This is a genomic window from Nocardia sp. CA-135953 (assembly GCF_050955735.1).
GTDB lineage: Bacteria > Actinomycetota > Actinomycetes > Mycobacteriales > Mycobacteriaceae > Nocardia.
In genome coordinates this window covers 1,590,613-1,616,920 of sequence record NZ_CP192082.1, presented here as the reverse complement: position 1 = coordinate 1,616,920, position 26,308 = coordinate 1,590,613, and the positions used below count along the sequence as shown (strand labels likewise).

Below are 26,308 nucleotides of genomic sequence, written 5' to 3'. Positions count from 1 at the left end.
GGTCTTAGCTGTTTCACACGCTCATCGAGTGCGCTGACCGGGACATTTCGGGTCGAACCGAGAGCATCGGAAATGCGACGATCTACTACCGAAACGTGGCGCGGCACTGATCCGCAGAGCGAAGGTCGGACGGGTGTGTCCGTACGAAACGTGCGGGGCGATCCTCGGGTCGCGACGGTGCGTCGCGAGGCGGTGATCGCCGTTGTTCCCGAACCCGGCGGTGGCGTAGGCGGGAATCCGCAACATTCTGCCAGCCCGGAGGACGCATTGCCAAACCGGCGTGTCGTGTCCCGGTCGAGCGTCATCTTTCGAGGGTAGGTCGCGGGAATTACCAGGGGGTAAGCAGGAACTCGCAGTTCGTCAGCGGTATCCGGTGAGCTGTCACCACGGGAGCGGATCGGCCGCGGTGAGTTCCGGCCGGGCCGGGGGCTCGGGCATCGTATCGGCAACCCCGGGGCGCACCCACACCGCCTCGAGTCCGCCGGAGGTCAGCCGCACCCGCCAATCCGCCGCCGCGCCTGGATGATCGGTGCGCCGGTGCATCCCGCGACTCTCCGTGCGCGCGAGCGCACTGTATTTGGTCCAGCGTGCCACCGCAAGCAGCGCCGCCGCCTGCCTGGCCCGCAACCGGTCCACACCGAACCCGCCGAGATCGAAGTCGGCGCCCGGCCACATGGCGTCGAGCTCGCCGATGCTGTCGCGCAGACTTCCGGCGCTGCGCCAGTAGCTGCGCCGCAATGGCAGCGTGTGCTCCTGCACCAACCCGACCACCGCGCGCGGATCGATGCGGGCCACCGGATTCAGTCCCGCACCGGCCACCTCACGTACTGGACCCAGCACGCCGCGCCCACGCGCGTAGCGCGCGGCCCCTTTTCCGGCCCACACGCCCGAGGCGATGGCCCATGCTCCGCCCTGACCGCCGAAGCCGCTGACCGCGCCGGTGATCGGCTCTCGCGTCATCACATCGCCCGCGCCGTAGAGGCCGACCACCGTGGTCGCGCAGTCGGTCCCGCCTATGCACAACCCGCCGGTCCCGCGGACCGTCCCCTCCAGCACCGCGCGCAGCGGTACCCGGCGGGTGTGGTCGACCAGCCCCTGTCTGGAGAGCCAGCGCCGGACCGGATATGGCACATCATCCAGGGCGGCGTAGATCCGGCGGCCATCCGCGATCGCGGTGAATGCCGCCGAGCGATGACCGCTGATCTCCGCACCGGATTCGTCGTAGAGCGTCGCGAAATGCAGTGCCAGCCCGGGAGCGAAGGCGGTGTCGCGGGGTGCGGGCACATCCGGTATCAGACCGTAGGCGCTGGAGAATTCCATGCCCGACAATTGCGCGCCCGCCTCGGCGGCCAACAGCAGTCCGTCGCCGGTATCCACATCGGTGCCTGCGCCGCCGGAGAGGAAGGCGCAGCCGCCGGTGGCGACGACGACCGCCCCGGCTCGGCCGGTCCAGGGCCGAAAGCCGTTGTGCCGCTGCATCCCAACCGCACCGGCGACCGCGCCGTCGCGATCGATGAGCAGTTGCATGGCGGGATGGTGATCGAGAATTCGGACTCCGGCTTCGAGCAGGCTGCGGCGCATCCGACGCAGATAGCTTGCGCCGTCGAGGCATACCCGCAATGGCGTTGCGCCGTTGCCCTCACCAGGAAACCGATAACCCCACGCCACGAGCTGTTCGACCCGCCGGTGCGTTTCGTCGAGTACGCGCAGCATCCATTCCGGATCGGCGAGCCCGCCGCCGTGCGCGTATGCGCGCCGCACCGCCTCGTCTCGCGCGGTCCCCGGCGGGATATTCCACAGCGAGGTCGTCCCGGCGGCGGTCGGCCCGCTCGCTCCGCAGCGGCTCTTGTCGACGAGCGTCACCCGAGCGCCCGCGGTGGCGGCGGAGATGGCGGCCCAGGTCCCGGCGGGACCGCCGCCGAGCACGAGCACATCCGTCTCGAATTCCGTCACAAAGAAAAATGTTCGACCACAATTCATGTTGCCGCAACCGTTACGGATATATCAGCTCCACCACTGTGTCCACAGCAATATCCCGGCGACTATAAAAACGACCACCGATCCGGAAAAAGCTGCCAAACCCCGATGACGATCTGAAAAAATTTGTGCGCCGAGGCCGATCGCCGAAGTGGCGACATGCCACGTCACCGATTCGCCGCCGGGTCCGGGAAAGCCGCGCCGAGCAGCTACTATCGCAGCCCCGATAACGACGAGGGCCAGCACGAACATCCCACCGGCGACGATCCCGCTGAGTCCGCGCAGCACTCTCACGAGGCGATCACCGGCACGCCCGTCGCTTTGCCCGCGAGTTCCTCGAATCGCGCGGGGTCGGTGGTGAATTCACCTAGCCGGATGGTTTTGTTGGAACCGTGATAGTCCGACGAACCGGTGGTGATGAGACCGAGTTCGGCGGACAACTCCGTCAGCAGCGCGCGATCGGCCGCGGAATGGTCCGGGTGATCTATCTCGAGCCCGCCGAGTCCGAGCGTGGCCAGCTCGCGGATATCGTCGATCGCCAGCAGCCGTCCACGCTTACGCGCGCGGGTGTGTGCGAGCACGCTGACCCCGCCCGCGGTCGCGATCATCTCGACGGCCCGGCGCAGCGGTGTATCCGCCTTCTCCGCGTAGTAGGGGCCGTGCGGGGCCAGCAATTCGGTGAAGGCCGCGTCCACGGTCGGCACCACACCGGCCGCGACGAGTGCGCGCGCCAGATGCGGACGCCCCGCCGACGGTCCGGCCGAGGCCAGGACCGCATCCGGATCGATGGGTAGTCCGTCGTCGCGCATGCGCTCGGCCATCGCGCGCAACCGCTCGACGCGTTCGGCGCGCAAGCGTTCCCGCTCGTCGGCGAAACACCGGTCGGTCGGGTCGAAGAGGTAAGCCAACAGGTGCACCGGGACCGGCCACCCGTCCTCACCGAGCCCGATACACGACATCTCCATGCCGCGCACCAGCGTCAATCCCTTCGGTAGCGCGTCGACCGCCTCGGCCCACCCGGCGGTGGTGTCGTGGTCGGTGATGGCGACCACGTCCAGGCCGGCCGCGGCCGCGTTACGGACGAGTTCGGCCGGGGTGTCGGTACCGTCGGACGCGGTCGAATGGGTATGCAGGTCGATGCGCACGCCTTCTTTCATACCGTGCGCTCACCCGGCGCACGTACGCGCACGCGACGTAGCATCAACCCGTGCCATCTATTCCGCCGCTACCGTCGTTCCGCGGCCAGGGCCGAGTACGTACCCGAGTGCCCCATATCCCGGTTCCCACCGCACGTGCGGTGGTCGACTGTGCCGTGTACGTCGACGGCAGGCGGCTGCCCGGCCACTTCAGCCACGCGGACGCGATGGCCGAGGTCAGCAACCGGGGAACCGGATTCGTCTGGGTCGGACTGCACGAGCCGGACGAGTTCCAGATGGCCGATATCGCGAAGGTCTTCGACCTGCATCCGTTGGCCGTCGAGGACGTCGTCCATGGTCATCAGCGGCCGAAGTTGGAACGCTACGACGACACTCTGTTCGTCGTCTTGCGCACTGTCAGCTACGTCCCACACGAAATCCATTCGGTCAGTGAGATCGTCGAGACCGGCGACATCATGGTCTTCACCGGACCCAATTTCACGGTGACCGTTCGGCGCGGCGAGCACACCGGACTCGCCGGTGTCCGAAAGGAATTGGAGGATCACCCCGAACAGCTCATGCTCGGTCCCGGTGCGGTGCTGCACGCGGTCGCCGACCATGTCGTGGATTCCTATGTGGCGGTGGCGCAGTCGGTCGAGAACGATATCGACGAGATGGAGGAAGAGGTCTTCACCCCGCGTAGCACGGTGACCATCGAATCGATCTACCAGCTCAAGCGAGAGGTCGTGGAGCTGCGTCGCGCGGTGAATCCGCTCGGCACCGCGCTCGAGGCACTCGGCCGCAACACCACAATGCCGTTGCCCAAAGAGATTCGCCGTTATCTACGCGATGTCGCCGACCACCACACCGCGGTGGCCGAGCGGATCAACGATTTCGACGAGGCACTCAGCGCACTGATCACCGCGGCGCTCGCCAAGGTCGGTGTCCAGCAGAATACCGACATGCGCAAGATCTCCGCATGGGTCGCGATCGCGGCGGTGCCGACGATGATCGCCGGCATCTACGGCATGAATTTCACGCATATGCCGGGGCTGGAGGCAACCTGGGGCTTCTGGATCGTCATCGCGATCACGCTCGCGATCTGCGCCGGGCTCTACGTCAATTTCCACCGCAACAACTGGCTCTGAGAACTACAGCGACGCAGCGCCTCTCGCCGGATCGTGCACATCGATCCCGGCCTCGGCCCAAGCGTCACGCAACGCCTGTGCCCCGCGCACCCGCACCCATGCCGCCTCGGTCGCGGTCACCGGAACCACCGCGAAATACCGCACAGGTTCGGCGGGTTCGGGCAGCGCGACCTCGGGAATATCGCTGTCCCCCAACAACACCGCGGTGAACGGCACATCGCGCCACATCGGCTCGCCCAGATCGAGCAGCGCATCGGCTTGCAGCACAACACCTTCCACGGCGGGCGCCGCGACGAGCACGCCGAGGGTGCGGGCGAGTCCGGAACTCGGGCCGACCCCGGCACGCAGCGTCAGCACCAATTCGGCCCGCGGCCCGCGCACCGGATCGGCGTGCAGGTCACCGGGATCGCCCATGGGATGACGTGATCCGCCGATGGTCACGTAGTGCACCAGCTCGTCGCCGGGAATGCGCAGAATCTCGATGGGCTCCAGACCGAGGAAGGTCACCGACGCGGAGTCGACGCCCGTCGAGGTGGCACCGAAGTGATCCAGCACCTCGGTGCGCACCTTGTCTACAACTTCCATGCGCTCAGATCGCCAACCGCGCCAGCATGTCCCGAGCCTGCTCGGCCGACTTCGGGTCGCACAGCACGTCATAGCGGCCCGCCACCAACTGCATGGTGGAGGCGAAATCGCGCTGTCCCCTGGTCGCCGCGTAGGGGATCGAGGTGGAGATGACGCCGAAGATGATGCCGCCGACCAAGCCGACCAGCACCGGCGCGAAACCGCCGCTGGTGGTGAACAAGCTCAACAGCAGGCCGAGGAACAGGCCGAGCCAGGCGCCCGAGACCACGCCACCGCCGATCACCTTGCCCCAGGTCAGTCGGTACAGCACGCGTTCGACCTGCATCAGGTCCACGCCGACGATGGTCACGTCTTGCACAGGGAACTCGTTGTCGGCCAGGAAGTCGACCGCCTTCTGTGCCTCGGCATAGGTCGGATACGAGCCGACCGGCCAGCCCGAAGGCGGCGTCGGCAGGCCCTGGCGACCGCGATTCGAGTTCCCCAAGGGATTCGTCATATCTCTATTCTGCTATTCCGAACCGGGGTTCGGGGGTGTGAAACGCGTTGTCCTCATCATCCCCGCAGCTCGGCCCTTATCAGCGATCACCTGAGCCATCTTCGCGCTGGCCTCATCGATCATTTCGTCGCCGAGCATTACCGCTCCGCGCGCACCGCCTTTTGTCGAGGTGTGGAAGGCGTAGGCATCCAGAATCAGCTCGGCGCGATCGTAATCGGCCTGGCGCGGACTGAAGATCTCGTTCGCGGCCTGGATCTGTCCGGGATGCAATACCCATTTACCGTCGAAACCGAGTGCCGCGGTGCGCCCGGCCGCCCTGCGGAATCCATCGATATCCCGAATTTGCAGGTAGGGGCCGTCGATTGCCTGCAGGCCGTGCGCGCGAGCGGCGAGCAGGATGGTCATCAGAATGTGGTGGTAGGCATCGCCGGTGTCATAGCCCTCGGGCTGTTCGCCGACCACCAGGGTGCGCATGTTGATACTGGCCATGAAGTCGGCCGGGCCGAAAACCAGCGTCTGCACCCGCGGGCTCGCAGCGGCGATCTCATCGATATTGCGCAGCCCCATGGCGTTCTCGATCTGCGGTTCGATACCGATCCGCCCGACCTCGAGCCCGCAGGCCTTCTCCAATTGCGTGAGCAGCAGGTCCAGTGCCTGCACCTGACCGGCATCGGTCACTTTCGGCAGCAAAATCGCGTCCAGCGCGGCGCCCGCGCCCTCGACCACGGTGATCACATCGGCGTAGGTCCACTGGGTGGTCCAATCGTTGACCCTGACCACGCGCAGCTGATCGCCCCAGCCGCTGTCGTTCAACGCGGCCACGATATTCGCGCGGGCCTCGGCCTTCGCGGCGGGGGCGACCGCATCCTCCAGATCGAGAAATACCTCGTCGACCGGCAAGCCCTTGGCCTTATCGATCATCTTCTTGCTGCTGCCGGGGCAGGCGAGCACCGAGCGGCGCGGCTTCATGATCACTCCCGTCGATCGTGGCATGGTGTGAGTACCGGTCAGCGAACCCTCTAACCTGACAGCCATGGCAGCAACCAGGGTGTACGTCGCCAGGCTCGCCGGACTGGTGGTACTCGGCCCGGACGGCGAGTCTATCGGCCGCATCCGTGACGTCGTCGTGGCCGTCCGCTACGACCGCCAGCAACCCCGGGTGCACGGCCTGGTTGTCGAATTGCCGACCCGGCGCCGAATATTCGTACCGATGCTGCGGGTGACCACGATCGAACCCGGTGTCGTCGCGCTCAATACCGGCACGGTGAGCCTGCGCCGCTTCACCCAGCGTCCGGGCGAGATGCTGGCACTCGCGCAGATCGTGGATTCCTCGGTGCGCGTTGACGATCCGGATCTGCCGGATCTCGCCGATGTCGATGTGCTCGTGGTCGATCTCGGCATCGAACAGACCCGGACCAGGGACTGGCGGGTCAGCAGGGTCGCGGTGCGCGGACATCGGAGGCTCGGCCGCCGCCGGACCGTGCACGTGGTGGACTGGATGCAGGTCAGCGGGCTGACGCCGTACGAGATCGGCAGGCCGGGCCAGGACGTCACCCAGTTGCTCGAGCAGTTCGAAGGCCTGCGTCCCGCCGATGTCGCGCACATGCTGCGTGAACTTCCCGAGAAGCGGCGCATCGAGGTGGCGATCGCGCTCGACGACGAGCGACTCGCCGACGTCGTGCAGGAACTCCCCGACGACGACCAGGTCGATCTGCTCGGCCACCTCGAGGTGCGCCGCGCCGCCGACGTGCTCGAGGCGATGGATCCCGACGACGCCGCCGACCTGCTCGGCGAACTGCCGAAGGCTGAGCGGGAATCGCTGCTGGCGCTGATGGATCCGGAGGAGTCCGAACCCGTCCGCAGGCTGCTCGAGCACTCCCCCGATACCGCGGGTGGTTTGATGACACCGAAACCGGTGGTGCTGACCCCGGCCACCACGGTCGCCGAAGCGCTTGCCCGAGTGCGCAATCCGGATCTGACACCCGCGCTGGCCACCATGGTGTTCGTGGTGCGGCCGCCGACCGCAACGCCGACGGGCCGCTTCCTCGGCTCGGTGCATTTGCAGCGACTGTTGCGCGAACCCCCGGCACACCTGGTCGGCGGCATCCTCGATACCGATCTGGCCCCGCTGCGTCCCGATGCCCCGCTCGGTGCGGTGACCCGCTACTTCGCGACCTACAACCTGGTCTGCGGTCCGGTGGTGGACGAGGAGAACCATCTGCTCGGCGCGGTCAGTGTGGACGACGTGCTCGATCATCTACTACCGGAAGATTGGCGCGAACAAGAAGATTCGGCCCACGACGCGGTCGCGGGGCACGAGAGGGTAGCCGATGTCGAGTGAGAAGAATCCGGCGCGTCAGCGACTGGAAACGCCGGTGGAATCGCGGTTCCGCTTCGACTACGACGCCGAGGCGCTGGCCCGTTCCAGTGAGCGGGTCGCCCGATTCCTCGGCACCGGACGCTACCTCGCGATCCAGACGATTGTGGTGATCGTCTGGATCCTGCTGAACGTCTTCGTGATCGCGCTGCGCTGGGATCCGTATCCGTTCATCCTGCTCAATCTCGCGTTCTCGACCCAGGCCGCGTATGCCGCGCCGCTGATCCTGTTGGCGCAGAACAGACAAGACAATCGCGACCGCGTCTCGCTGGAGGAGGATCGCACCAGGGCCGCCCAGACCAAGGCCGATACCGAATTCCTTGCCCGCGAACTCGCGGCGCTGCGAATCGCAGCCGGCGAGGTTGCTACGCGCGACTACTTGCGCAGGGAATTGGAGGAAATGCGGGAGGTGCTGGACCGGATCGAGGCCGCGCGGTCTCCGGATTCCGAGTCGAGCCCCGATAAGTCTTCGAAGGCCAATCGCAAGAAAAGCTCCGGCAGAAAGCCGGGCACAGTTGAGGTTTCACCGCCAGTTGCTGACGATTGACAGGAAATGCTCTACAAGGTTGTGACCCACGGGTAACCTGGACGACGTTGTCCCGAGCGGATGAGCGGGGGATGTCCCGGACAGGCGCTCTCACGACGTAGAGGATTGGTGTGGCGGAATGCGAATCTCTGCTCCGATAACCGTCTCGGCCCTGGTCATCGCGGGTCTTGTGGCCACAGGCTCGGGTACCAACACCACGCAATCCACCACTCCCGACACCGCGCCCGAGGCGTTGCTCGCGGCGTCGACCGGCACATCCGCCACCGAAGGAACATCCGGCAACACCGGTGAACCCGCATTGTCCCGGACAGTTGGTCTCCTTCCGGTAACGCCGGAAGCTCCCCGCAAACTTCGAGCAATGACCCCGCTTGCTGACGGCACCCCGCTGTTCGCGGGTTCGGTGCCGTTGCACGACATCGCCCTGCCCGCGACCGGCGGCGCGCTCGGGATCCCGGAAATCGTGCTCGCGGCCTATCGCAATGCCGAACTCGCGCTGGAATCCTCCATGCCCGGCTGCGGTCTGTCGTGGAGCCTGCTGGCCGGGATCGGGCGGATCGAATCACTGCACGCGGGCGGCGGACGCACCGACGCCGCGGGCACCACCGTGACGCCGATCTTCGGACCCGCGCTGGACGGTACGCTGCCGGGCAACGAAGTGATCAAGGCCGCCGACGGCAGCGCGGTGCGCGCTATCGGGCCGATGCAATTCCTGCCCGGCACCTGGGCCCTGTACGCCGCCGACGGCAACGGTGACGGAATCGCCGACCCGCACAACGTCTTCGACGCCTCGCTCGCCGCAGGCAAGTACCTGTGCTCGGGCGGGCTGAACCTGCGCGATCCGCAACAAGAACTGCGCGCGGTGCTGCGCTACAACAACTCGCTCGCCTACGCCGCCAATGTGCTGAGCTGGTCGGCGGCCTATCGCACCGGCGGCACGCCGAGCCAGGTCAGCATCTCCCCCGATCTCATTCCGCCCGGTACCGCGCCGATCACGGCGGGCCCGGACATGTTGGCCGCATCCTCGACGGCACCGACGACGACCACCACCACCACCACCAAGCCCGAACTGCCGCCGAATACCGTGACCATCCCGACGCCGACCGAGGTGATGATCACCATCCCCGGTCTGCCACCGATCCCCTGCGGCATCTTCTGCCCGCGCCCGGTACCCAAACCGCCGTGCGATCCCCAGCAGGTGGCTCCGGCGCAGCTGCCCGCCCCTGGCGATCCGGCACGGTCACCCATTGCACCGGCGCAGACCTACGGTGCCGCGGAAAACGGCGAGCCGAAGGATCCTCAGCAGCAAGACCAGCAGCACCCGGATAAGCAGCAGCCGCAACAACAACCCGCCAATTGCACTCCGGCCCAACCTGATGCGCCCCAACCTGATGCGCCCCAGCCCGGTGCGGCCCAGCCCGGTGCGCCCCAGCCCGGGCCCAATGCGCAGCCCCCCGCGCCATCGCTGGGCGAAACGCAGCAGAACACCCCGGAGAAGACGCCGGAGCCCGGCGTGGCCGAAGCGCCGGAGCCGCCCCAGACCGACGCGGCCACCCCGCCGCCCGCGCCGGGCATCACGCTGCCGTTCGGCATCGTGATCCCGCTGCCCGGCCCGGCACCGGTCCCGCACGGCTGAGACCAGGCCTGATATCGAACAGATGACGCCACACCGAGACCCGATAACGAAGCAGTAACAAAGAGATCTCGAATGCGGTACCCTCTACTTCGTCCAGCACGAAGGGCTCGTTATCGAGTCAATTGGAGGGTCACCGCACAGTGGGGCGTCACCGAAAGCAGTCGCCTGCGACGATCAAGCGCAGCTCCGTTATCGCATTGACCGGATTGGTCCCCGCTGGACTCGTGGCCGTCGCCGCGTCCGCAGGCACCGGCGATCCGACCGCATCGTCTGTCCTGCAACACATTCCGGGGGACGATCAAGACGACCAGGCGGCCAGACTTTCGGTCGCCGCGGAACCGGCGGCGACCGAATTCGTCGCGAACGCAATGGCAAAGCAGGCACCGAGTGCGCCGCCGATCGTGAAAACCGTTGCGCTGCCCGATGGTAGGCAACCGGCCGCGCTGCCACCCGGCCCGCTCGGCATTCCCGGCGTCGCCGTCGCGGCTTATCAGAACGCCGAAAACATACTCGCCGCGGAGAATCCGGTCTGCGGAATGCCGTGGTCCATGCTCGCCGGCATCGGTCGGGTCGAGTCGACGCACGCCTTCGGCGGTAAGGCCGACGCGGACGGCAATCCGTTGACACCGGTCTACGGTCCGGTGCTCGACGGCAGCCTCGCGGGCAACCACGTCGTTCACGACACCGACGGCGGCGCGCTGGATGGACTCAGCGGATACGACCGCGCCATCGGCCCGATGCAGTTCCTGCCGGAGACCTGGAAGCGCTACGGCGCCGACGGTAACGGCGACGGCATCGCCGATCCGCAGAATCTGTTCGACGCGGCACTGACCGCGGGCAGGTATCTGTGCGACGGCGGGTTGAATATGCGCGATCTCACCCAGCAGACCCGGGCGATCCTGCGCTACAACAACTCCATGGCCTATGTCGCGAATGTGATGGCGTGGGCCGGGTCCTACGCCTCCGGCGTCGCACCTAAGCCCGGCGAGCTGCCGCGAATCTGAGACAACGTAAAATTCATGCCATGCCAGTGGTAACGGAAACGGATGTGCGGGGAGCCCTCGCGAAGGTCGACGACCCGGAGATCCGCAAACCGATCACCGAACTGGGCATGGTGAAGAGCATCGCGATCGGTGCCGATAGCAATGTCCATATCGAGGTCTACCTGACGACGGCGGGCTGCCCGCTGCGGACCGAGATCACCCAGCGGGTCACCAGGGCGGTGGCCGACGTCGCGGGCGTCGGCGCGGTCACAGTCGACCTCGATGTGATGAGCGATGAGCAGCGCACCAATCTGCGCAAGCAGTTGCGCGGCGACTCCGCCGATCCGGTCATCCCGTTCGCCCAGCCCGGTTCGCTCACCCGTGTCTATGCGGTGGCCTCCGGTAAGGGCGGCGTCGGAAAGTCCAGTGTCACGGTCAATCTCGCGGCCGCGATGGCCGCGCGGGGTCTCTCGGTCGGTGTGCTCGACGCGGACATCTACGGCCACTCGATTCCGCGGATGCTCGGTACCGACGCGCGACCGACTCAGGTCGAGCGGATGATCATGCCGCCGCAATCGCACAATGTGAAGCTGATCTCCATCGCGCAGTTCACCCAGGGCAATACGCCGGTGGTGTGGCGCGGTCCGATGCTGCACCGGGCGCTGCAGCAGTTCCTCGCCGATGTGTTCTGGGGCGATCTCGATGTGCTGCTGCTCGACCTCCCGCCCGGCACCGGCGATGTCGCGATCTCCATCGCGCAGCTGATCCCGAATGCGGAGATCCTGGTCGTCACCACCCCGCAGCCGGCGGCCGCCGAGGTCGCCGAACGCGCCGGTGCGATCGCGCTGCAGACCCGGCAGCGGATCGCGGGCGTCATCGAGAACATGTCCTGGCTCGATCTGCCCGACGGCACCCGGATGGACCTCTACGGTTCCGGTGGCGGCCAATCCGTCGCCGACCGCCTCACCCGAGCCGTCGGAGCGAATGTGCCACTGCTGGGCCAGATTCCGATCGAGCAGGAGTTGCGCGAGGCAGGCGACGAGGGCACCCCGATCGTATTGCGCGATCCGGAGAATCCGGCTGCGAAGGCACTGCTCGATGTAGCCGACAAACTCGCGGTGCGCCGCCGCGGACTCGCGGGCATGTCACTCGGAATCGATACGACGCGCCACCTGTAGCCGCGGGCCGGGTCGCTCCAGCGCGCCGTGCCGACTCGGGCGATCGCACAGCTCGGTGGGCCGATGACATCGGCGCTCGCTATTCGAGGTCCAATTTTCGCGGGCGGGCGGATGTCAGGTGTCGGCGGAGGCCAATAAGCTCGGGGACATGCTCACGCTGCTGTTGTACGTGCTGATCGTCGGCTTGGTCGCCGCGGTGCTGTTTCTGCTCGCCAGTGCGGTCTTCGGGCGAGCCGAGGAACTCGGACCGCTGCCCGAGGGAACAACGGCGACCGTGCTGCCTGCCGAAGGCATCAGCGGCGCGGATGTACGCGCCCTACGCTTCCAGCAGGTGGTGCGTGGATATAAGGCCGGTGAAGTCGACTGGGCGCTGACCCGGCTCGCGGCCAGAATCGACGAGTTGCAACTCCAACTAGCCGAGGCGCGCGGCGCCCAAACCCCGAGCGTCCAGCTCCCGAAGCAGCCGCAGCCGAGCGCGCCGCACCAGCAGCCCCAGGCGGCGACCCCGCAACCGAACGGCACGATCGCCCAGCCACCGGCCTCGACCGGCCAGCCCCAGATACCAACTGTCCCGCCGCATGGCTCGATCCCCCCGCAAGCACCGACTGTCCAGCCACCTGCGGCTCCGCCGCAGACGCCCCCAGACCCACCGAACGGCGCAGCAACCCTGGCACCGAGCGCGCAGCAGCACACGCCATTCGGGCTGGATCAGAAATGACCGCCGAAATCACTGTGGCCGCACAGGACACGACCGAATCCGACGGCAAGATCCGCTGTCCTTGGTCGGAGGGCTCCCAGCTTTATCGGGACTATCACGACAACGAATGGGGCAAACCGCTGCACGGCGATGACGCCATGTTCGAGCGCATGTGCCTCGAGGCATTTCAATCGGGGCTGGCGTGGATCACCATTCTGCGCAAGCGTCCGGCCTTCCGAACCGCATTTGCCGGGTTCGCGATCGAGCGGGTGGCGGCGTTCGGCGATGACGATGTGGCGCGGCTGTTGGCCGACTCCGGCATCGTGCGCAATCGGGCCAAAATCGAAGCGTCGATCGCCAACGCCCGGGTTGCCGCCGACCTCGATATCGGACTCGACGAGTTGATCTGGTCCTTTGCACCCGCCGCCCGCCCGCGCCCGCGCGCGATTGCCGAGGTGCCCGCGACCACCCCCGAATCCGTAACTCTGGCAAGAGAATTGAAGCGGCGCGGGTTCCGCTTCGTGGGCCCGACGACGGCCTACGCGCTGATGCAGGCGACCGGAATGGTCGACGACCACTTGGCCGATTGCTGGGTCTAGGGAGGACGGTCCGACACAGTCCGAGCGATCACATTTCGAACTCAGGTATCCGTCCGCTCCGGCGATAGGGAAGAATGGGACGGGTGTAGCTCGCCAAATGCCGGCGAGCTCACTAGTTGGTGACAACTGGAGTTCCAAGAAAGTGCGCTGCATATCGCGCAGATCTGGAGGGAGCAGAGGATGGCGGCCATGAAGCCCCGCACCGGGGATGGTCCCCTCGAGGCAACCAAGGAAGGGCGTGGAATCGTGATGCGGGTTCCACTCGAGGGTGGCGGGCGTTTGGTCGTTGAGCTCACGCCGGATGAAGCGGCAGCGCTCGGTGACGAACTGAAGAGTGTCACCAGCTAATCCCACACTCGCTGATGTGGCCGGTCTGCTGGCCTGTCCGGAATGCGGCTCGGAAATGGAGTCGCGCGATCGGGCGTTGCGCTGCGGACACGGGCACAGTTTCGACATCGCCAAACAGGGTTATGTCAGTCTGTTGACCGGTGCGTCGACGAAAATGACCGGCGACACCTCGGCGATGCTGGACGCGCGTGCCGCGTTCCAGGTCGGGGGACATTTCGCGCCGATCGCCGATGCGGTGGCGGCGGCCGTCGCGGCCGACGATCCCGTGCTCGACGGCGTCGCCGTGCTCGAGGTCGGTGCCGGAACCGGCTATTACCTGGCCGCGGTGCTCGATGCCGTTCCGGCCATCGGGATCGCCCTGGATGTGGCCAAGCCCGCGGCCCGACGCTGTGCCCGCGCCCATCCGCGTGCCGCCTCGGTACTAGCCGACGCCTGGCGTGGACTGCCGGTTCGAGACGGTGCGCTGCATCGAGTGGTCTCGGTATTCGCGCCACGTAATCCGAGCGAGGTCGCCAGGGTCCTCACCGCCGACGGCCGGTTCGTCGTCGCCACACCTACCCCACGGCATCTGGCCGAGCTTGTCGGCCCACTCGGCATGGTGACGGTCGACCCGGACAAGGATCGCCGTCTCACCGACACCATGTGCGGGTACTTCGACGCGGTAGACCGCACCGTCGTCGAATACCCGATGAAACTCACCCGCACCGATATCGGCAACGTGGTGGCGATGGGCCCGTCCGCCCACCACGCGACCAATCACCTGGATGGCCTACCGGACACGCTCGAGGTGACCGCCTCGGTCCAGATCTCGACCTTCCGACGTCAGAACTTGCGAACCTGGTCGTAGATCGCCACGGTTTGGACGGCGATCTGCGACCAGTCGAATTCGGCGATGGCGCGGTGGCGTCCGGCGGCGCCGAATTCGGCGGCCAGCACCGGATCACCGGCGACCTGGTTGACCGCCGCGGCCAGATCGTGTTCGTACTGCTCCGGTGCATTCGGGTCGTAGTGCACAAGGCGACCGGTCTGTCCGTCCACGACCACCTCCGGAATGCCGCCGACATCGGAGGCGACCACCGCGGTCGCGCAGGCCATGGCCTCGAGATTCACGATTCCCAGCGGTTCATAGACCGAGGGGCAGACGAACATCGAGGCCGCGGCCAGAATTTGGCGAATCTGTTCGGTCGGCAGCATTTCGCGCACCCAGAACACATTGCCGCGTGCCTTGGTGAGTTCCGCGACGGCCGCGGCGACCTCGGTTTCCAGCTCGCGGGTGTCCGGCGCGCCCGCGCACAGCACCAACTGGATCTCCGGGTCGAATTCGCGGGCGGCGGCGAGCAGATGCCCGACCCCCTTCTGCCGGGTGATGCGACCGACGAAGGCCACCATCGGCAGGTCGCTACGCACGCCCAATTCGTCCAGGATCGTGCGGGCTTCGCCTTCTGGCGGTCCCGGATGCCAAACGGTCGCGTCGATGCCGTTGTGCACCACGTGAACCCGGTCCGGGTCGATCGTCGGATAGGCGTCGAGCACATCGTGGCGCATGCCCTCGCTCACCGCGATGATCGCGTCGGCGTACTCCACGGCATTGCGCTCCGACCAGGACGACAGCCGGTAGCCGCCGCCGAGCTGTTCGGCCTTCCACGGCCGCCGCGGCTCCAGCGAATGCGCGGTCAATACATGCGGTATCCCGTAGAGGGTCGCGGCGAGATGTCCGGCGAGCCCGGTGTACCAGGTATGCGAATGCACCACGTGCACCTCCCCCGCGGCATCGGCCATCCGCAGCTGGGCCGACAGCATCTGCATCGCGGCATTGGCGGCGTAGAGCATCGGATCCGGTTGGTGCACTACGGCATCCGTGCGTGGCACGCCCATGCAATGCACGGTCACCTCGCACAACTGCCGCAATTGCGCCGTCAACTGGGTGACATGGACACCTGCCCCGCCGTACACCTCGGGGGGATATTCGCGCGTCAACATAGCAACGCGAAGCCGGTCGTGATCGCCGGCTTCCGCCCCCGCACCCACACCGCCCGTGCCGAATCTCACGGCTTCAAACTAGACGTTCACTTTCGCATGGGCCACCTGTACCCGCGACGCGCGGTAGTTTGGCAGGTGTGAGGAGCCAGCCGCACGTACTCGGGATCGTGCTCGCCGGTGGCGAGGGTAAGCGCCTGTTCCCCCTCACCGCGGATCGGGCCAAACCAGCTGTCCCCTTCGGCGGTGCGTATCGACTGATCGACTTCGTACTCAGCAATCTCGTCAACGCGGGTTATCTGCGCCTGTGCGTGCTGACCCAGTACAAATCGCATTCACTGGACCGGCACATTTCGCAGACCTGGCGGCTTTCCGGTTTCGCGGGTGAATACATCACGCCGGTGCCGGCGCAGCAGCGGCTCGGTCCGCGTTGGTACACCGGCAGCGCCGATGCGATCATGCAGTCGCTCAACCTGATCTACGACGAGGATCCGGACTACATCGTGGTCTTCGGTGCGGATCACGTGTACCGGATGGATCCGGAGCAGATGGTCCAGCACCACATCGATTCCGGCGCAGGCGTCACGGTCGCGGGCATCCGGGTGCCGCGCCGCGAGGCCAGTGCGTTCGGCTGCATCGACTCCGACGAGTCCGGGCGGATCACCCAATTCCTGGAGAAGCCCGCGCATCCGCCGGGCACACCGGACGATCCGAACGTCACCTTCGCCTCGATGGGCAACTACGTCTTCACCACCAAGGTGCTGGTCGATTCGATCCGGGCCGACTCCGACAACTCCGATTCCGATCACGATATGGGCGGCGACATCATCCCGGCGTTGGTCGCTGCGGGCGAGGCCTCGGTCTACGACTTCGCCGATAACGAGGTACCCGGCGCGACCGAGCGCGATCGCGGTTACTGGCGCGATGTCGGCACCATCGACGCGTTCTACGAGGCCCATATGGATCTGGTCTCGGTGCATCCGGTCTTCAATCTCTACAACAAGCATTGGCCCATTCGCGGCGCGGCGGAGAATCTGCCGCCCGCCAAGTTCGCGCAGGGCGGGCTCGCGCAGGAGTGCGTGGTCGGCGCCGGTTGCATCCTGTCGGCCGCGACCGTGCGCAATTCGGTGCTCAGCTCCAATGTCATGGTCGACGACGGCGCGACAGTCGAGGGCAGTGTGATCATGCCCGGCGTCCGGATCGGGCGCGGCGCGGTGGTGCGGCGCGCGATTCTGGACAAGAACGTGGTCGTCGGCGAGGGCGAGATCATCGGCGTGGATCTGGACCGGGACCGGGATCGCTTCGCGGTCAGCAACGGCGGTGTGGTGACCGTCGGCAAGGGTGTCTGGGTCTGACTACGTCGGATTCGACGGACAGAACGGCGCGCAGGCACCGGGTGTTTTCGGCACTGTCGTGGCCGGTGACTTATCGCCGAAATCGGCGGTGACGACCAATAGCATCAGCACAACGGCGAGACCGAGCACCAGCACGAGAAAGATCGCCGACCAGCCCCAGTTGATCGGGTCTCGATCATCGTTGTCGCGAAACACGCTGAACCTCTCCCCGATCGCCGCTCCCGGGACATCCTCTACTCCTTGATACCCAGTCGGCGGCGATTTCGCGCGAAATGTTTCCGACGGTTATCGCGGGCCGGGTTCCGGTGGCGCGACGGTGCCGGTGCAGAACGGTTCACAGGGGCCGGGAGTCAGCGGAACTTTTGTATGCTCGGTGCCGAAATCAGCATTGCTGACCCACAACAGCACCACCACGGCCAGCGCCATGATGAAAATCAGAAAGCCGAGAGCGGGCAGCAGACAACCACCGCGTGCTCGTCCCTCTTTGATCGTGTGGCCGAAATGGCCGATTTCTAGAATCTGGGATCCGCGCTCCCACACCATGGGCGTACCTTGCCGTCGTCGAACCTGGCATCAGCTCGAATACCCGTCCGGCGGCGATGAAATCAGCACACGGCGAATGAAATCCACACGCTCCCAACGCTTGTGAATAGCCGGGCGGTTACTAACCCCGCGATGCGCAGAGCAGACCGTCGCCGACCGGGATCAGCACGCTGGTGAGCTCGGGATCCTCGGCGATCGCCCTGGTCGCGGCGCGCACGGCCTGGGTCGCGGGGTCGCGCTGGGTCTGGTCCGGAACCCGGCCGCCGAGCAGGGCATTGTGCAGCAGGATCGCGCCGCCCGCGCGCAGCAGCCGCACAGCCTCGGTGACGTATTGCGGATGCTCGAGCGGGGCCGCATCGATGAACACCAGGTCGTAGGCACCGTCGGCGAGTCGGGGCAGCACATCGAGGGCTCGGCCGTTGATCAACCGGGTACGCGCGGGCAGGATCTCGGCGGTGCGGAACGCCTCCTTGGCCGCGCGCTGATGCTCGGGTTCGGAATCAATGGTGGTCAGAGTCCCGTCCTCGCGCATGCCATCCAGTAGCCACAGCCCGCTGATCCCCGCGCCCGTCCCCACCTCGACCACTGCGCGCGCGCCGAGCAGCTGGGCATACATGCTCAGCAGGGCGCCGACCGAGGGTGGTACGGGTAACGCACCGAGTTCAGTGGCCCGCTCACGCGCGCTGACGAGGACCTCGTCTTCCACGACGGATTCCTCCACGTAGGAGAGATTTCGCTCCAGATTCGATGCCACGCCTATGAATCTATGCCACGAAGTCGCAAGTTTGGCTCATCGGTGAAGCGTTATCCCGTGGCCGTGCGATTAATTGTTTGTCGGGGGCGGGGGCGGATTCTCAGGTGTCCCTCAGGATCTCCACACCCGCGGCATATCGAGGCAGGAAAGAGTATGGGCAAGCAAGACCAGCCGACCGTCCGGCACGGGGGCGCGGGAACAACGACATACCGATCGTCTGTTGTAACCGTACGTGACGATCCGAGACCCGGATCGCCACCAGATCCGCAGCCACGGTCCCGAGTAGGAGGTATCACCATCCACATGGACAGAGGGTCATTTTCGACGCTCCCGGTGCCCTCCGTGGTTACGCGAGCAGCCGCCTCCGGGCCCGTCGCTCGCGCTGGGGCGGTGCGCGAGTTCGCCACCCTGCCAGCGCAAGCAATCCCGACGGAAGCGGCGCAAATTCTCCCGACGGAGGCCGAAATGCACAACGAGGACGCCACCGAAGTCGAGCTGACCGGCACCGCGGCCTTCGACGCGACGGGCGACCGTTCCGCGATGCCGTCCTGGGACGAGTTGGTCCGCGAACATGCCGACCGGGTGTACCGCCTGGCCTACCGACTTTCCGGCGACGCGCAGGACGCCGACGATCTGACCCAGGAAACCTTCATTCGGGTATTCCGTTCGCTGTCGAATTACCAGCCGGGCACCTTCGAGGGCTGGCTGCACCGCATCACCACGAACCTCTTCCTGGACATGGTGCGCAGGCGTAACCGGATCCGGATGGAGGCGCTGCCCGAGGATTACGACCGGGTGCCCGCCGACGGACCGAGCCCCGAGCAGGCCTATCACGACTCTCGCCTGGATCCCGACCTGCAATCCGCCCTGGATTCGCTGGCTCCGGAATTCCGCGCGGCGGTCGTGCTCTGTGATATCGAGGGTCTGTCCTACGAAGAGATCGGTGCGACCCTCGGTGTCAAGCTCGGCACCGTGCGCAGCCGCATCCACCGCGGCCGTCAGGCACTGCGCGACTACCTTGCGCATAATGGAAGTGAGCAGCGGTTCGCCGCTGCGAGCCTGGGGTGATCCGGCGCAAGCCGAACCGCACCCGACGGCCGGATATCCGTTCGGTCGAGCGCAGGAGTGGATGATGTCGGTTGGAAGGGTGAGCACCGAATGAGTGGCGACGCCAGCACGTCAGGTCGTCCCCGTTTCCGTCCCACCGAGCATCTGGCCAGCGAGGCGGTCGCGGCCTATGTGGACGGCGAACTGCGGATGAACGCCTATCTGCGTGCCGCCCAACATCTTTCCGTCTGCCCCGAATGTGCGGCGGAGGTCGACGCACAGCAGCAGGCCCGGATCGCCCTGCGCCGGGCCGGTCAGGTGTCGATTCCGACCGATCTGCACGACAGCCTCACCCGCATTCCGCTCGCCGAACTGCCCGGCGGCGCAACCAGCGCGGCCGCCCGGCCGCCCGCCGGAAACCCCCGCAACGAGGCGGTTTTCGGATTTCTGACCGATTCGTTCACCGCGACCCGGTGGACAACCTGGTGGCGCAAGTAGAGTTTGCCGAGTGACCACCGAATCGACGAATTCCGGGCCGTCGGAATCGCGGCCCTCCGCAGGCGATACCAACGATTCGGCGCCCCGGGGGAAGTTGAGTTCACCCACCCCGCCGGCTGCCACCCCCCTGAGGCCGTCGGATGCGCCCGTACTCGGACCGCGCCCGGTCTACCGGCCCCACGTGGACGGTCACACGGCGCATGCGTTCCGCCGCCCCTCGGGCCAAGCCGGTTCGTTCGGTGAGCAGCCCAAGTCGACCGGTTCGGGCGTGCCACAGGTCGGCCCGGAACTGCACAACAGCCCGCCCGACGCGGTGCTCGAGGAGGCTTTCGGTCGCCCCGAAGGCTCCACCGAACTCCTGCAGCGTGATCCCGATGCCGCCGACACCGGCGAACCGGTGGCCGGTCCGGCCGACCCGTGGCGCGATCCCGAGGCCGCCGCACGTCTCGGCACACCCGCCGTCGCCACCCCGCGACCCGCACCGTTGCCGCAGGCGCGGAAGCTCTCGGCCAGGGAAGTGCTCTTCGGCTCCCGAGTGGCGCCCAAGGCGCTGGCCCTGCTCGCGGCCGTCGCCCTGGCCATCGGCGTGCTCGGCGGCCTGGTCGGCCGGTTGACCGCGGAGGCGACGTCCCCCTTGACCTCGCGCAAGGTCAGCCTGGAGCAGTCCGGCGAGATCGAGCGCCCGCACGGCCTGATCGCCAAGGTGGCCAATGCGGTGCTGCCCTCGGTCGTCTCGATCCGGGTCACAGTCGGTGACAACGGCGCCACCGGTTCCGGTGTGGTCATCGATGGTGCGGGCTACATCGCGACCAACAACCACGTGATTTCGATGGCGGCACAGGACAAGTCGAACCGGGCCGCGATTCAGGTGACCTTCTCCGACGGCAGCCGGGTGCCCGCGAATATCGTCGGACGCGATCCGAAGACCGATCTGGCGGTACTCAAGGTCGATGTGAAGAATCTCACGGTCGCCAATCTGGGCAAGTCCAAGGACGTCCAGGTGGGTGACGACGTGCTTGCGATCGGTTCGCCGCTCGGCCTGAGCAAGACCGTCACCTCCGGCATCGTCAGCGCCCTGCACCGTCCCGTCGCGCTCTCCGGTGAGGGCAGCGACACCAAGGCCGTCATCGACGCGGTGCAGACCGACGCCTCGATCAACCCGGGTAACTCCGGTGGCGCACTGGTCGACATGGACGGCCGGGTCATCGGCATCAATTCCGCGATCCGCAGTGAGACCGGCGGTTCGGTCGGCCTCGGCTTCGCGATTCCGGTGGATATGGTGACCAGTATCGCGCAGGCCCTGATCCACGACGGCCAGGTGCACCACCCGAAGATCGGCCTCAGTGCCCGCAGCAAGCAGGTCGCAAACGATGTGATGAGCGGCGCGGCGGTCGCCGATGTGGAACCCGGTGGACCGGCGGCCAAGGCCGGAATCGTGGAGAACGACGTCATCGTGAAGATCGGCGATCGCGAGGTGACCGGCCCGGACGAGCTGGTGGTCGCCGTGCAGCAGCGCAAGATCGGCGAAACGGTGAACGTGCAGTTGATCCGCGATGGCAGGCAGGTGGACGTGCCGGTGACGCTGGAATCGGACTGAGCCACCGATGGAATCCGAGGCGGCTCGGCTACGTCGGCCCAGGTAGCCTGGACTCGTGTTCAGCAACATCAGCTGGGGCGAGATGGTCATCCTCCTCGTCGCCGCCCTCGTGATCCTCGGCCCGGAGCGACTGCCCGGGGCGATTCGCTGGACCACGCAGAGCCTGCGCAAGGTTCGCGACTACGCCAGCGGCGCGACCCAGCAGCTGCAGCAGGAGCTCGGACCGGAATTCGAGGACCTGCGTAAGCCGCTGGCCGATCTGAACGAGCTGCGCCAGATGTCGCCGCGCCAGATGGTCACCAAACATCTTCTGAATGGCGACGATTCGGTGCTCCGCGAATTCGAGAAGGCGATCCCGGATAAGCAGGACCTGCTCGGCACCGGTGGCGGCATGCCGGATTACCCGATGCCCAAGCTCGAAAAGCCCTTGGAGCACAACGAACGTCCGCCGATCGACACCGACGCGACGTAGCTGTGTTGATTTGCCGCGCCTTCGGCGCGACCGTTCGCGGCCCCCTGGTGTCTCGCGTCCGAGCCGTCGAGACTCGCGACTTCGTCGCATCGCTTCGACGACTCGGACGCGAGACGGGCCGCGAACGGTCGCTCGTAGGACTCGCTCTGAGGTGGGTGCTGATGGCCGGAGCGTTCGGCACCTGATGCACTCGCAGCGGATGGTTGAATCCCGTGCTTGCGGCGCATATGGTTTGGCCACTCGGGCGCGAGATGGGGGGCGAACGGCGCTCGTAAGACGCGCTCCGCGTGGTTGCCAAGGGCTGCAACGGGTCTGTCGCGTCAAGACGACTAGACGCTTGATCGTGTCGAGATGTCTAGACTTCGCACATGTCGGCCGATGACGTGGCGCGCGTTTTCGCGATCGAAGATAAAGTCGAGCGACTCAAGGCGGCCACCGATGGGGTGGCGGCGGCCCAGCAGACTATCAACGAACTAACCCGTATCCGCAGGGCGGTGATCAGGGAACTTCATGCCGAAGGCTGGACCTTCGCCAGAATCGGTGCGGCGGCGGGACTTTCCCGCGCGCGGATCCATCAGGTGAGTACCCAGGGTCCCGCACCGGAAGGTCTGTTTTTCGGGCACGGATCGCTCACGGTAATCGCTCCGGAGGTGCGCGGCGGCCGAGTGCTCGGCGCACCGGATCCGAGTGCGGCACAACGACTGCTGGAGCTACTTTGCGAACTCGGCTTCACCGCAACGGTCGAACACTTCCTGCCTGGCCGACCCGTCGACCTGAATCGCAACGGACTGATCGTGCTCGGCGGGCCCGAACTATCGCCGAGCATTCGTCAGCTCATCGCGGCCGATCCACGACTGCGGCGCGCGGTGGCACGCGCCGGGGATGCCCGGCGCGGCATCGAAGATCGGGCGGCCCGGCGGATATACCGGCCAGGCGGTCCGGAACCGCACGATATCGCCTATGTCGCGCGTCTGCCGCGTCCCGACGGACGCGGCACCACCCTGATCATCGACGGCCTGCACCCACCCGGCTCGCTCGGCGCAATCCGTTTGCTCGCAACAAGATTGGCCACCCTGCACGAACGTGCTGCCACACATCTGTTTTCGGTGCTGGTCGCCGTCCGCTACGACCGTTCCACAGGGGAACCGGTCGATGCCGATCTGCTCACACCGGTGTATCGGCACGACGCCGAGCCCAGATCGATCTCCGGCTTTCGACGCTGAGTTGTTCGACTGCTCGACAAGATCTCGACGCGAACATGCGGCGGAGGTATTCGCAACCTACTTCCACACCGGCGGTATCCCGGCGGGTTTCCAGCTTCGTGAGGTTCTGGATTGGTGTGAAACGTCGTGATCGTGAGTGTCGTACTTGTTGTCGTGGTGATCGTCGCGGTGGGCACGATGCTGGTGCGGCCGCGGCCCAACCCATACTCATCCGACCGTTGCCGATCTGCGGGCGCGGGCGGCCGAGGAGAACGAGCGGTTGTATCCGGACAGTGTCGAGCACGCCGCACCACAGGAACTCGGGCGCAGCGCATAGGAATGGTCGGCGCCCTCACCCTCCTGGCCGAGCGCGGTGGTGCGTGCGCCTGAACCGACGGCCCGATCCATCTCGACTCAGCGATCTACGCCCTGCCGCTGACCAGTGCCGCAAGATCCAACGTGATCGACGCACCGGCCAGGCCGAGTACCGCCCGCCCGGACTTCTCGCCAACCAGTTCGTAGTCCCCGTCGATCAATCGATATGCCGTCAGGCTGACCGGGTCATCGAGGTCGACCAACCAGTAGTGCTCGATACCGACCTCGGCATATTCGAACAGTTTGGTGACTCTATCGGTCCGCTTGGAGCCGACCGACACTACCTCGACCGCCAACAGGACATCCTCGGGATTCCAGCGCGGAAGATTCTCGTCGATCCCAGCGGCAGACACCGCGATAACGTCCGGCACTCGAACCGTGCTGGGTGGGCCCGACTCGATCACCACCTCGGCCTCCGTCAACACGCCATAGCCGATTGGTAGTTGCGGCTCCAACTGTGCGGCCAGCCGCCAGATCGCACGCTGATGCTTCGACATCGGCCTCGGTGACACGACGAGTACCCCCTCGACAAGCTCGTAGCTACGGCTGTTGTCCTCGGGCAGCGCGATCCAGTCGTCCAGCGTCAGCAGATGATCGGGAAAATGCACAGTCGTCACCATTACCTCCTCCCACCCCGTAGAGACCGGCCTCCAGTCTCCCATAGGTCAGTGCCCGAATGCTGGAGCGTACACGGGCGTGGAGCAGCCCGATCCCACTCCGATAGTCGGTACTACTTTGCCCCCTTCTTCTTCGCCGACTCGTCAGCCGGTGCGGGATTTCGAGGATGCGGTGTCTGGTCGCATCGCGGACGACGCGGGTGAATTGATGCTTGTCGATTCAGTGGCCCATTCGGTCAGTGCGGCTGCGAACCGGGCCACAACGGCGACGGACAGCGTCTTTGCCGGACCGGCCGGAAGGTGTCCCGACGCACCCGGAACCCGTTGCGGCAGAGGCTCTCCGCCGGGCCCACCGATGAAGGTTCGGAGTTTCGGCGGATAAGCCACCGGTCGAGTCGATCCAGAGATCCGCTGGACACTATCGCGCCCGATCCGTCGATAAGGTTCCAGCCGAATGGCGGACTCGGCTCGCGCTCGACGTGAAAGCCCGGGCCAGCGGCATTCTCGATAGCGCGCAACCACTCTCGAATCGAGGGCAGTTCACTGGCGTGCCGCTGGTCGTCTGGTGGCGTACCGGGAGTCACCGCAGGTACCTGGCCGTGACCGATGGCCGATACCTGGGAATCAGCTCCATCCATAATTCGTGGCGTACCGCGTCCCACAGGTGTGCCAGCTTCGGCCATTGGTCCCGGGCTTGGCCAGATCCGGATACGAGCCCGGGCCCAACGTGACGATCGGCAGAGCACCAGATGTGTTGTGTACGTTCATGATTTCGACCTGTCTTAGGTGATTCAGTCGCCAGGTGGCCTGTACGCCGTCGATCTCGGTCCGATGGATCTCGTGCTGCTTCAAACGGCGGACTATGCCCGAACCTTGGAGCAACTCGGCCGACCGGACCACTCTCTAGACGAGAACAACACGCGAGTAGATCTCCGAGCTTCAGTAGTGGCAAGGAAGCGTGCGTGGAAGTCGCTTGGCTTGCAGCTGAACATGTCGGCGGCCGTGACTCCAAGAATCCGACTGGCCCGCTCTCACCTGCACGCCCCGGTGAATGGGACGCCTTCATGGCGGGAGTACAAGAGGGTGAATTCAACCGGCCCGGCGCCTAGCCTCGATCGACAGCGATCGGCCCTGTTGCGGGACAGGGCCGATCGCAATGTCTCTCGGCATACCGGCGCAGGAGACTTATACCGTGGTGCGCAATTCCTCGAGATCGGCTCGGTCCAGGTGCGCGGGTCATGCCGAGTTCTTGCATTCTGCGGGACAGTCAGGGTGCGTCGGTGCAGTCTCCGCACTCAGGTTAGTGGTGGATCACCTCACCGAGTCGCGGCAGGACGAGTCGTTTCCACCTGCGCTCGGTAGCGTTGCGCACCATTTTCTGTCGATGATCTTCGATGTCGAAACCTGTCTGTGTCAGCAGAAGTCGTGTGCCACGACCCTGCGGCTGCAGCGTCCAGTCGACAATCCAGCGGGCGGGATGCTCGGCCTGCGGATACATCCAGCTGTAGGTCAACTGCTCACACGGCCGGGCCGCCAGCACCTCGCAGATGATCTGGTTGATCGATGAGTCCGCGATGGTGAATCGGAAGTGGGTTCCGACCGAGGCGGCGAACCCGGTCGGTCGAAGCAGCCACCGCTCCAGTAGATCCGGCTCCGTCAACGCGCGCCATACAGCCTTGGGTGGCTGTCGGAAGAAGCTGCCGAGCTCAACCGCGGCGGGATTCAACTGTGGATCAGCAATCACCGGCTCACCACCTCAACGAGCGGCGAAACTGCCCAGGACTGCTCAATTCGCTTGGCCTTCCTTGTATTTCGCTTCCATTTCCGCAGCGAGTTGCGGCTGCTCGGCCTCCATCTTCTGGACATAGGCGACCGCATCGCCGACGGTTCGCAGGCTCGCCAGGTCCTCGTCGGGGATCTTCACCTCATACTTGTCCTCCAACTGCACGGCAATCTCCACCAGCGACAGCGAATCGATGTCCAGATCGTCGACGAACGACTTCTCGAGCACCACCTCTGCAGCGTCGATGCCGGTCACCGCGCTGGCTCACTCCACCAACCTCGCCGACGCACAGCACCCCAACCAGCCTCTACTCCCATGAATTCACCACGCTGATCCACGTCACCGATGCCATCCGTCATACCCGGACGCGCGCACCCTCGTGGC

28 protein-coding genes and 3 pseudogenes are annotated in these 26,308 nt (G+C 66.0%); 17 read left to right on the top strand and 14 right to left on the bottom strand.

Going from position 1 to position 26,308, the window contains the following annotated elements; translation table 11 throughout:
• Positions 1 to 381: 381 nt before the first annotated feature.
• From ACQPXH_RS07410 to ACQPXH_RS07400, 3 genes are read right to left on the bottom strand one after another with little or no spacing between them, the layout of a single operon-like run.
• Complete coding sequence (locus tag ACQPXH_RS07410; RefSeq protein ID WP_433601554.1) at positions 382 to 1,953, bottom strand: FAD-binding protein; 1,572 nt, start codon at positions 1,951 to 1,953, stop codon at positions 382 to 384.
• A 51-nt stretch (positions 1,954 to 2,004) separates the two neighbouring features.
• Positions 2,005 to 2,271, bottom strand: coding sequence for a hypothetical protein (locus tag ACQPXH_RS07405; protein ID WP_433601553.1), 267 nt, complete (start codon positions 2,269 to 2,271; stop codon positions 2,005 to 2,007).
• The gene (locus tag ACQPXH_RS07400; RefSeq protein WP_433601552.1) at positions 2,268 to 3,122 is read right to left on the bottom strand and encodes a PHP domain-containing protein; all 855 of its coding nucleotides are present in this window, start codon (positions 3,120 to 3,122) and stop codon (positions 2,268 to 2,270) included. The genes ACQPXH_RS07405 and ACQPXH_RS07400 overlap by 4 nt, the downstream gene beginning before the upstream one ends.
• Before the next feature lie 62 nt (positions 3,123 to 3,184).
• Between ACQPXH_RS07400 and ACQPXH_RS07395 the strand changes: the two genes are divergently transcribed.
• Complete coding sequence (locus ACQPXH_RS07395) at positions 3,185 to 4,261, top strand: magnesium and cobalt transport protein CorA (RefSeq protein ID WP_433601551.1); 1,077 nt, start codon at positions 3,185 to 3,187, stop codon at positions 4,259 to 4,261.
• A gap of 3 nt (positions 4,262 to 4,264) precedes the next feature.
• On the opposite strand, the gene ACQPXH_RS07390 is transcribed toward ACQPXH_RS07395, so the two are convergent.
• Genes ACQPXH_RS07390 through ACQPXH_RS07380 form a run of 3 tightly spaced genes read right to left on the bottom strand, consistent with a single transcriptional unit; the run spans position 4,265 to position 6,311 of the window.
• Positions 4,265 to 4,846, bottom strand: coding sequence for a suppressor of fused domain protein (locus ACQPXH_RS07390; RefSeq protein ID WP_433601550.1), 582 nt, complete (start codon positions 4,844 to 4,846; stop codon positions 4,265 to 4,267).
• A gap of 4 nt (positions 4,847 to 4,850) precedes the next feature.
• Positions 4,851 to 5,342, bottom strand: coding sequence for a general stress protein (locus tag ACQPXH_RS07385; protein ID WP_063047186.1), 492 nt, complete (start codon positions 5,340 to 5,342; stop codon positions 4,851 to 4,853).
• Between the two features lie 12 nt (positions 5,343 to 5,354).
• Positions 5,355 to 6,311, bottom strand: coding sequence for an HpcH/HpaI aldolase/citrate lyase family protein (locus ACQPXH_RS07380; RefSeq protein ID WP_433601549.1), 957 nt, complete (start codon positions 6,309 to 6,311; stop codon positions 5,355 to 5,357).
• Positions 6,312 to 6,375: 64 nt separating this feature from the next.
• Here ACQPXH_RS07380 and ACQPXH_RS07375 point away from each other — a divergent pair, with 64 nt between their 5' ends.
• From ACQPXH_RS07375 to ACQPXH_RS07335, 9 genes and pseudogenes are all read left to right on the top strand, one after another.
• Positions 6,376 to 7,683 carry a magnesium transporter MgtE N-terminal domain-containing protein gene (locus tag ACQPXH_RS07375; protein WP_433601548.1) on the top strand — a complete coding sequence of 436 codons (1,308 nt, stop codon included), beginning with the start codon at positions 6,376 to 6,378 and terminating at the stop codon, positions 7,681 to 7,683.
• Positions 7,673 to 8,266, top strand: coding sequence for a DUF1003 domain-containing protein (locus ACQPXH_RS07370; protein WP_433601547.1), 594 nt, complete (start codon positions 7,673 to 7,675; stop codon positions 8,264 to 8,266). Before ACQPXH_RS07375 ends, ACQPXH_RS07370 begins: the two co-directional genes overlap by 11 nt.
• Before the next feature lie 118 nt (positions 8,267 to 8,384).
• Positions 8,385 to 9,899 (top strand): lytic murein transglycosylase, encoded by a 1,515-nt coding sequence (locus tag ACQPXH_RS07365; protein ID WP_433601546.1) that lies wholly within the window; start codon positions 8,385 to 8,387, stop codon positions 9,897 to 9,899.
• 140 nt (positions 9,900 to 10,039) lie between these two features.
• Positions 10,040 to 10,903: a lytic transglycosylase domain-containing protein gene (locus ACQPXH_RS07360; protein WP_433601545.1), complete on the top strand. Its 864-nt coding sequence runs from the start codon at positions 10,040 to 10,042 to the stop codon at positions 10,901 to 10,903.
• A gap of 20 nt (positions 10,904 to 10,923) precedes the next feature.
• Positions 10,924 to 12,060, top strand: coding sequence for an Mrp/NBP35 family ATP-binding protein (locus ACQPXH_RS07355; RefSeq protein WP_433601544.1), 1,137 nt, complete (start codon positions 10,924 to 10,926; stop codon positions 12,058 to 12,060).
• A gap of 148 nt (positions 12,061 to 12,208) precedes the next feature.
• Positions 12,209 to 12,488 (top strand): annotated as a pseudogene (locus tag ACQPXH_RS07350) (DivIVA domain-containing protein); the annotation flags it as partial.
• A gap of 286 nt (positions 12,489 to 12,774) precedes the next feature.
• Positions 12,775 to 13,353, top strand: a pseudogene (locus ACQPXH_RS07345) (DNA-3-methyladenine glycosylase I); the annotation flags it as partial.
• A 183-nt stretch (positions 13,354 to 13,536) separates the two neighbouring features.
• Positions 13,537 to 13,704, top strand: coding sequence for a DUF3117 domain-containing protein (locus ACQPXH_RS07340; RefSeq protein ID WP_011211259.1), 168 nt, complete (start codon positions 13,537 to 13,539; stop codon positions 13,702 to 13,704).
• The gene (locus ACQPXH_RS07335) at positions 13,691 to 14,551 is read left to right on the top strand and encodes a putative RNA methyltransferase (RefSeq protein ID WP_433601543.1); all 861 of its coding nucleotides are present in this window, start codon (positions 13,691 to 13,693) and stop codon (positions 14,549 to 14,551) included. Before ACQPXH_RS07340 ends, ACQPXH_RS07335 begins: the two co-directional genes overlap by 14 nt.
• Here the strand turns inward: ACQPXH_RS07335 and glgA are convergent.
• Positions 14,527 to 15,684 carry a glycogen synthase gene (glgA, locus tag ACQPXH_RS07330; RefSeq protein WP_433603351.1) on the bottom strand — a complete coding sequence of 386 codons (1,158 nt, stop codon included), beginning with the start codon at positions 15,682 to 15,684 and terminating at the stop codon, positions 14,527 to 14,529. The genes ACQPXH_RS07335 and glgA overlap by 25 nt on opposite strands.
• Positions 15,685 to 15,821: 137 nt before the next feature.
• Here glgA and glgC point away from each other — a divergent pair, with 137 nt between their 5' ends.
• The gene (gene glgC / locus ACQPXH_RS07325; protein WP_433601542.1) at positions 15,822 to 17,036 is read left to right on the top strand and encodes a glucose-1-phosphate adenylyltransferase; all 1,215 of its coding nucleotides are present in this window, start codon (positions 15,822 to 15,824) and stop codon (positions 17,034 to 17,036) included.
• On the opposite strand, the gene ACQPXH_RS07320 is transcribed toward glgC, so the two are convergent.
• The 3 genes from ACQPXH_RS07320 to ACQPXH_RS07310 form a co-directional block, all read right to left on the bottom strand.
• Positions 17,037 to 17,231 (bottom strand): hypothetical protein, encoded by a 195-nt coding sequence (locus ACQPXH_RS07320; RefSeq protein WP_040695099.1) that lies wholly within the window; start codon positions 17,229 to 17,231, stop codon positions 17,037 to 17,039.
• A 90-nt stretch (positions 17,232 to 17,321) separates the two neighbouring features.
• Positions 17,322 to 17,579 (bottom strand): hypothetical protein, encoded by a 258-nt coding sequence (locus ACQPXH_RS07315; RefSeq protein ID WP_433601541.1) that lies wholly within the window; start codon positions 17,577 to 17,579, stop codon positions 17,322 to 17,324.
• A 121-nt stretch (positions 17,580 to 17,700) separates the two neighbouring features.
• Positions 17,701 to 18,333, bottom strand: coding sequence for an O-methyltransferase (locus tag ACQPXH_RS07310; RefSeq protein WP_433601540.1), 633 nt, complete (start codon positions 18,331 to 18,333; stop codon positions 17,701 to 17,703).
• A gap of 465 nt (positions 18,334 to 18,798) precedes the next feature.
• Here ACQPXH_RS07310 and sigE point away from each other — a divergent pair, with 465 nt between their 5' ends.
• The 5 genes from sigE (at position 18,799) to ACQPXH_RS07285 (ending at position 23,170) form a co-directional block, all read left to right on the top strand.
• On the top strand, positions 18,799 to 19,401 hold the full coding sequence (gene sigE, locus ACQPXH_RS07305; RefSeq protein ID WP_433603350.1) for an RNA polymerase sigma factor SigE: 603 nt from the start codon (positions 18,799 to 18,801) through the stop codon (positions 19,399 to 19,401).
• Positions 19,402 to 19,491: 90 nt separating this feature from the next.
• Positions 19,492 to 19,878 (top strand): hypothetical protein, encoded by a 387-nt coding sequence (locus tag ACQPXH_RS07300; protein ID WP_433601539.1) that lies wholly within the window; start codon positions 19,492 to 19,494, stop codon positions 19,876 to 19,878.
• A 10-nt stretch (positions 19,879 to 19,888) separates the two neighbouring features.
• Positions 19,889 to 21,475: a trypsin-like peptidase domain-containing protein gene (locus ACQPXH_RS07295; RefSeq protein WP_433601538.1), complete on the top strand. Its 1,587-nt coding sequence runs from the start codon at positions 19,889 to 19,891 to the stop codon at positions 21,473 to 21,475.
• Positions 21,476 to 21,530: 55 nt separating this feature from the next.
• Positions 21,531 to 21,947, top strand: a complete 417-nt coding sequence (gene tatB / locus ACQPXH_RS07290) for a Sec-independent protein translocase protein TatB (protein WP_433601537.1) — start codon at positions 21,531 to 21,533, stop codon at positions 21,945 to 21,947.
• A gap of 368 nt (positions 21,948 to 22,315) precedes the next feature.
• A complete protein-coding gene (locus ACQPXH_RS07285) occupies positions 22,316 to 23,170 on the top strand; it encodes a hypothetical protein (protein WP_433601536.1) in 855 nt (284 codons plus the stop codon).
• Positions 23,171 to 23,377: 207 nt separating this feature from the next.
• Here the strand turns inward: ACQPXH_RS07285 and ACQPXH_RS07280 are convergent, their stop codons facing one another.
• On the bottom strand, positions 23,378 to 23,557 hold the full coding sequence (locus ACQPXH_RS07280) for a hypothetical protein (RefSeq protein ID WP_433601535.1): 180 nt from the start codon (positions 23,555 to 23,557) through the stop codon (positions 23,378 to 23,380).
• 14 nt (positions 23,558 to 23,571) lie between these two features.
• Positions 23,572 to 24,141: a Uma2 family endonuclease gene (locus ACQPXH_RS07275; protein WP_433601534.1), complete on the bottom strand. Its 570-nt coding sequence runs from the start codon at positions 24,139 to 24,141 to the stop codon at positions 23,572 to 23,574.
• A gap of 941 nt (positions 24,142 to 25,082) precedes the next feature.
• Here ACQPXH_RS07275 and ACQPXH_RS07270 point away from each other — a divergent pair.
• A pseudogene (locus tag ACQPXH_RS07270) lies at positions 25,083 to 25,250 on the top strand (DUF397 domain-containing protein); the annotation flags it as partial.
• Between the two features lie 191 nt (positions 25,251 to 25,441).
• Here the strand turns inward: ACQPXH_RS07270 and ACQPXH_RS07265 are convergent.
• Together ACQPXH_RS07265 and ACQPXH_RS07260 are read right to left on the bottom strand one after the other, a co-directional pair.
• Positions 25,442 to 25,885, bottom strand: coding sequence for an SRPBCC family protein (locus ACQPXH_RS07265; RefSeq protein WP_433601533.1), 444 nt, complete (start codon positions 25,883 to 25,885; stop codon positions 25,442 to 25,444).
• 42 nt (positions 25,886 to 25,927) lie between these two features.
• Positions 25,928 to 26,179, bottom strand: coding sequence for an acyl carrier protein (locus tag ACQPXH_RS07260; RefSeq protein WP_433601532.1), 252 nt, complete (start codon positions 26,177 to 26,179; stop codon positions 25,928 to 25,930).
• Positions 26,180 to 26,308: the final 129 nt, after the last annotated feature.

Coding starts and splice junctions, on each gene's coding strand:
- ACQPXH_RS07280 (WP_433601535.1), bottom strand. CDS start 23,557: ATGGATCGGGCCGTCGGTTCAGGCGCACGCACCACCGCGCTCGGCCAG.
- ACQPXH_RS07355 (WP_433601544.1), top strand. CDS start 10,924: ATGCCAGTGGTAACGGAAACGGATGTGCGGGGAGCCCTCGCGAAGGTC.
- sigE (WP_433603350.1), top strand. CDS start 18,799: ATGCACAACGAGGACGCCACCGAAGTCGAGCTGACCGGCACCGCGGCC.
- ACQPXH_RS07285 (WP_433601536.1), top strand. CDS start 22,316: ATGTCGGCCGATGACGTGGCGCGCGTTTTCGCGATCGAAGATAAAGTC.
- ACQPXH_RS07300 (WP_433601539.1), top strand. CDS start 19,492: ATGAGTGGCGACGCCAGCACGTCAGGTCGTCCCCGTTTCCGTCCCACC.
- ACQPXH_RS07365 (WP_433601546.1), top strand. CDS start 8,385: ATGCGAATCTCTGCTCCGATAACCGTCTCGGCCCTGGTCATCGCGGGT.
- ACQPXH_RS07315 (WP_433601541.1), bottom strand. CDS start 17,579: ATGGTGTGGGAGCGCGGATCCCAGATTCTAGAAATCGGCCATTTCGGC.
- ACQPXH_RS07390 (WP_433601550.1), bottom strand. CDS start 4,846: ATGGAAGTTGTAGACAAGGTGCGCACCGAGGTGCTGGATCACTTCGGT.
- ACQPXH_RS07340 (WP_011211259.1), top strand. CDS start 13,537: ATGGCGGCCATGAAGCCCCGCACCGGGGATGGTCCCCTCGAGGCAACC.
- ACQPXH_RS07380 (WP_433601549.1), bottom strand. CDS start 6,311: ATGAAGCCGCGCCGCTCGGTGCTCGCCTGCCCCGGCAGCAGCAAGAAG.
- glgA (WP_433603351.1), bottom strand. CDS start 15,684: ATGTTGACGCGCGAATATCCCCCCGAGGTGTACGGCGGGGCAGGTGTC.
- ACQPXH_RS07370 (WP_433601547.1), top strand. CDS start 7,673: ATGTCGAGTGAGAAGAATCCGGCGCGTCAGCGACTGGAAACGCCGGTG.
- ACQPXH_RS07375 (WP_433601548.1), top strand. CDS start 6,376: ATGGCAGCAACCAGGGTGTACGTCGCCAGGCTCGCCGGACTGGTGGTA.
- ACQPXH_RS07385 (WP_063047186.1), bottom strand. CDS start 5,342: ATGACGAATCCCTTGGGGAACTCGAATCGCGGTCGCCAGGGCCTGCCG.